Origin of the sequence: Microcoleus sp. (genome assembly GCF_049646505.1) — a bacterium.
Taxonomy (GTDB): domain Bacteria; phylum Cyanobacteriota; class Cyanobacteriia; order Cyanobacteriales; family Microcoleaceae; genus Microcoleus.
Genome location: NZ_JBARVX010000143.1, coordinates 1 through 5085, shown reverse-complemented (window position 1 = coordinate 5085; position 5085 = coordinate 1). Strand labels below are relative to the sequence as shown.

Sequence of the window (5085 nt, the reverse complement as noted above, 5' to 3'; positions counted from 1 at the left end):
GATATCGGTTTGTTGGTGGCGGGTACGAAATACCGGGGCGAATTTGAGGAACGCCTCAAAAAAATCATGGATGAAATCCGCACAGCCGGTAACGTGATTTTGGTGATTGACGAAGTGCACACTTTGATCGGTGCGGGTGCTGCTGAAGGGGCGATCGACGCAGCTAACATTCTCAAGCCGGCTTTGGCTAGAGGCGAACTTCAGTGTATCGGCGCTACCACCCTCGACGAGTACCGCAAGCACATCGAGCGCGACGCAGCCCTAGAACGGCGCTTCCAGCCGGTGATGGTGGGCGAACCGACTGTTGACGAGACGATCGAGATTCTCTTCGGCCTGCGGGAACGCTACGAACAGCACCACAAACTGAAAATCTTGGACACGGCCCTAGAAGCTGCAGCTAAACTCTCAGATCGGTACATTTCCGATCGCTTCCTGCCAGACAAAGCAATTGACCTCGTAGACGAAGCAGGTTCGAGAGTGCGTTTGATCAACTCGCAACTGCCCCCCGCAGCCAAAGAACTTGACAAAGAACTCCGCCAAGTGCTGAAAGATAAAGACGAAGCGGTGCGTTCTCAAGACTTTGACAAAGCCGGCGAATTGCGCGATCGAGAAATGACGGTCAAAGCCGAAATTCGCGCAATTTCCCAAGCTAAAAAAACTGACTCGGCGGCCCGTGGCGAAACCGACCCGTCGCCAGTTGTTACCGAAGAAGATATCGCCCAAATTGTGGCAAGCTGGACGGGAGTTCCGGTGAACAAACTCACCGAATCTGAATCCGAAAAGCTGCTGCACATGGAAGATACTTTGCACCAGCGCTTGATCGGTCAGGAAGAAGCTGTGAAAGCGGTTTCTAAGGCGATCCGCCGCGCGCGGGTAGGTTTGAAAAATCCCAATCGCCCGATCGCCAGTTTCATCTTCTCCGGGCCCACAGGCGTCGGCAAAACCGAACTGACAAAAGCCCTGGCTGCCTATTTCTTCGGTTCCGAAGACGCGATGATCCGGCTGGATATGTCGGAATACATGGAACGTCACACCGTCTCCAAACTCATCGGTTCTCCGCCCGGATACGTAGGCTACAACGAAGGCGGCCAACTCACAGAAGCAGTCCGCCGCCGTCCTTACACGGTAGTGTTGTTTGACGAAATCGAAAAAGCCCACCCCGATGTCTTCAATATGCTCTTGCAAATATTGGAAGACGGCCGTTTAACCGATGCCAAAGGTCGCACCGTGGACTTCAAAAACACGCTGCTGATCATGACTTCAAACATCGGTTCTAAGGTGATTGAAAAAGGCGGCGGCGGTCTCGGTTTCGAGTTCAGCGACAACCAAGCCGATGCCACTTACAACCGCATCCGTTCTTTGGTAAACGAAGAACTCAAGAACTACTTCCGTCCAGAATTCCTCAACCGACTAGACGAAATTATTGTCTTCCGTCAGTTGAACAGGGAAGAAGTCAAGGAAATTGCCGTCATCATGCTCAAAGAAGTGTTCGGCCGCTTGACAGAACAGGGAATTACGATGGAAGTTACAGACAGGTTCAAAGAACGGTTGGTAGAAGAAGGCTACAACCCCAGCTACGGAGCTCGTCCGCTGCGCCGCGCCATCATGCGGTTGTTAGAGGATAGTTTGGCTGAGGAAATTCTGTCTGGCCGCATCAAAGACGGCGACATCGCCCTTGTGGATGTGGGCGACGATGGAATTGTCAAGGTGCTGCAAGGTCAAAAGCGAGAATTGTTGCCCCAAGGTGCTGAGTAAGGCCGAGTCAAGTACGATCGTTGGTAGTGCGAGCCGAGCGAGCTCGCGAGCCTCGATCGTTGATAGTTGAGAGGTAGGTTTTTAGACTGTTGATAGTTGACCGCACATAGCGAGGCTTTTAAATAGTTGACAGCTAACAATTGACAACGATCGACTATCAATTATCAACTTCCAATTATTAAGATGGGGATGTAAACCTCACTTGAAAAACCATCCGCCGTTGCAGGCGGGGATGCGAGACTCTGAATGTTTGGTAAAGTGCGATCGGTCGGGCGATCGACCAACTCAAAATCAGTGTATAAAAGAAGCAGAGAATTTAAATTCTCTGCTTCTTTTATGACAAATCCAGGTTGGGAACCACCTTGAGGCTTGAGTCTGCCCAGGACACGTTGCTTAACTGATATCATTTCCGGTAACACCGTCAGGTGATGTTGACTGTTGACTGTTAACTGTTAACTGTTGATGGTTTGAACAATACCGATACAACCGAAAACGATATGATATCAATTCCTGTTGCGCCGTCAGATGACTTTGACGGTCAACAGTCAACCGTCAACAGTCAACCGTCAACTTTTATTTAGTATTCCGATGAAGAGAGGATTTGATATGGCGAGCGGTTTCAACTGCGCCCGCGATGAGCGGAATGTACCGCACTTTTTCAGAGAAATACATCAATTGGTGAGTTGAGAAATGCTGGGAGAACTAAATGTGTCGAAAAAAAGCTAAAATATCGACAGGTTTTCTCGACTTGTCGATTGGCTCGACATATCATCATGACTAATTTTGCGCCCGATCGACCCTACAACGATCTGCCTTTATTGCCCCCACCTGGGGAAATTGAGACGAAAGTTGTTTTGAAAGCCTGTATAGAAGCTCGTGCTGCGCTAGCAGAACTCAAACAGTGCGGTGGGTTGATTCCCAACCAAGCGATGTTGATTAACACGATCCCAGTCCTAGAAGCTCAAGCGAGTTCGGCGATCGAAAATATCGTAACAACAGCCGATCGCTTATTCCAGTTTGCCAGTACCCCAGAGGCTCAGATGGATGCCGCCACCAAAGAAGCACTCCGCTACAGCAGAGCCTTATTCTCGGGTTTTCAGTCTATCCAAAGGCGCTCGCTCACCACACGGACGGCAATGGAAGTCTGCTCGACCATCAAAGGGGTTGAGATGGAGATTCGGCGCACGCCTGGGACTGCCCTAATTGAAGCTAGTAGCGGACAAGTAATTTATACGCCGCCTGAAACCGAGGCAGTTTTACAAGAAAAACTCACTAACTGGGAAAAATTTATCCATGAGGCAACTGAATTCGATCCGCTGGTACGGCTTGCTGTGATGCACTATCAGTTTGAGGCGATTCATCCGTTTACAGATGGTAATGGACGGACGGGTCGGATTCTTAATATCCTGTTTTTGATCGATCGGGGTTTGCTAGAGATTCCCGTGTTGTACCTCAGTCGCTACATCATTGAGAACAAGCAAGATTACTATCAATATTTGCATCAAGTCACGGCGCAAGGTGATTGGCAAAGTTGGATTTTGTTTGTGCTCAATGCAGTTTTTGAAACAGCAAAGTGGACAACTCAGAAGATTAAATCTATTCGCCTGTTAATGGAGATTACCACAGACTATGTAAAAAAAACCCGACCTAAAGTTTATAACCGCGACCTGCTCGATCTAATTTTTATTCAGCCCTATTGTCGGATTGCCAATGTAGTTGATGCTGAAATTGCCCACAGACAAACTGCGGCGAATTATCTGAAACAACTCTGCGAGATTGGAGTGTTGCAAGAAACCAAAGTCGGGCGAGAAAAGTTATTTATTCATCCCCGTTTTCTACAATTGCTGACGGCAGAAAACCATACTGTATATCCCTATGCAGATTTTGCTACGGGTGGGGCGATCGAAACTTATTTCGACTCATAAGCTATAGTAAGTCTAGAAGCGATTTGGTATATTTTTAACTAAATAGCTTTGATTTTGATGAGAAGATGGCTGGTTCGATCGCACCTTTGAGATTTTAGATTTAAAATTACAACTCTAATTTTTTCAATGCACTTTTGGGGCACAAAATCTCAAGAAAGATATAATTCGCAAATCCTGGATCGATCGCCCTTGGAGTAAAATATAACAGCTAGTATGTATCGGAGAAATACATGACATCTGAGAACGAGAATTTGGGTACAGCAGAAGCAGCAGAAATTTCGGCTGAACCTTGGTGGCAGAAAGCCTGGAAGTCTCAGCGAGAAAATCTTCAGATAGTGATTATTGCTTTGGGTTTAGCAATAGTGATTCGAGCGTTCGTCGCCGAACCGCGCTTCATACCGTCAGATTCTATGATACCAACTCTGCACGTGGGCGATCGCGTCGTAGTCGAAAAAATCTCCTACTACCTCGAACCTCCAAAAACTGGGGACATCGTAGTATTTGCCCCGCCAGAAAAATTGCAAGAACAAGGTTTTACCAAAGACCAAGCATTTATCAAGCGGGTAATTGGCTTGCCCGGTCAAACCGTGACTGTGAAAAAAGGTTTAGTTTATCTCAACGACCAACCCCTGGTCGAAAAATATATTGCCGAACCTCCTAAATACCAGTGGGGGCCTTACCGCGTCCCTGAAAATCAATACTTCGTGATGGGAGACAACCGCAACAACAGCAACGACTCTAGCCGGTGGGGATTTTTACCTCAGCAGAATATCATCGGTCGCGCTGTAGTGCGGTTTTGGCCGCTAGAACGTATCGGACAAGTTTGAAGTCATTGGTCATTGGTCATTGGTCATTGGTCATTAGTCATTAGTCATTGGTCATTGGTCATTGGTCATTAGTCATTGGTCATTAGTCATTGGTCATTGGTCATTAGTCATTGGTCATTGGTCATTGGTCATTAGTCATGAGGAAGATGGAAGATGGAAGATGGAAGATGGAACCTCGGCCAACGAACAAGGTACGGGATTCGGATGAATGTTGGGGGAATTGGGAATTGGGAATCGGTAATTGGGAATCGGTAATTGGGAATCGGTAATTGGGAATTGGGAATTGGGAATCGGTAATTGGGAATCGGTAATTGGGAATTGGGAATTGGGAATTGGGAATTGGGAATTGGGAATTGGGAATTGGGAATTGGGAATTGGTAATTGGGAATTGGGAATTGGGAATTGGGAATTGGTAATTCTCCCCCTCTCCCAGTCTCCCAGTCTCCCCCTCTCCCAGTCTCCCAGTCTCCCACTCTCCCACTCTCCCCCTCTCCCCCTCTCCCCCTCTCCCACTCTCCCCCTCTCCCAGTCTCCCACTCTCCCCACTCTCCCCCTCTTCCCACTCTCCCCCTCTCCCC

The 5085-nt window shown here is 48.0% G+C and carries 4 protein-coding genes and 1 pseudogene; 4 read left to right on the top strand and 1 reads right to left on the bottom strand.

The features are described 5' to 3' along the window. On the top strand, window positions 1-1755 hold a 1755-nt coding region (locus tag WBA89_RS08025), incomplete at its 5' end, for an ATP-dependent Clp protease ATP-binding subunit (RefSeq protein ID WP_424405422.1). 164 nt (window positions 1756-1919) lie between these two features. Here WBA89_RS08025 and WBA89_RS08020 read toward each other — a convergent pair. Further along, window positions 1920-2162 (bottom strand): hypothetical protein, encoded by a 243-nt coding sequence (locus tag WBA89_RS08020; RefSeq protein WP_424405420.1) that lies wholly within the window; start codon window positions 2160-2162, stop codon window positions 1920-1922. A 366-nt stretch (window positions 2163-2528) separates the two neighbouring features. Between WBA89_RS08020 and fic the strand changes: the two genes are divergently transcribed. The 3 genes and pseudogenes from fic to WBA89_RS08005 form a co-directional block, all read left to right on the top strand. Continuing rightward, on the top strand, window positions 2529-3680 hold the full coding sequence (fic, locus tag WBA89_RS08015; RefSeq protein WP_424405418.1) for a protein adenylyltransferase Fic: 1152 nt from the start codon (window positions 2529-2531) through the stop codon (window positions 3678-3680). A 230-nt stretch (window positions 3681-3910) separates the two neighbouring features. After that, the gene (lepB, locus tag WBA89_RS08010) at window positions 3911-4507 is read left to right on the top strand and encodes a signal peptidase I (RefSeq protein WP_424405416.1); all 597 of its coding nucleotides are present in this window, start codon (window positions 3911-3913) and stop codon (window positions 4505-4507) included. Window positions 4508-4748: 241 nt separating this feature from the next. Further along, a pseudogene (locus WBA89_RS08005) lies at window positions 4749-5085 on the top strand (hypothetical protein); the annotation flags it as partial.

Excerpts from the sequence above, each read along its gene's own strand:
- WBA89_RS08020 (WP_424405420.1), bottom strand. The coding sequence starts at position 2,162 with ATGATATCAGTTAAGCAACGTGTCCTGGGCAGACTCAAGCCTCAAGGT.
- fic (WP_424405418.1), top strand. The coding sequence starts at position 2,529 with ATGACTAATTTTGCGCCCGATCGACCCTACAACGATCTGCCTTTATTG.
- lepB (WP_424405416.1), top strand. The coding sequence starts at position 3,911 with ATGACATCTGAGAACGAGAATTTGGGTACAGCAGAAGCAGCAGAAATT.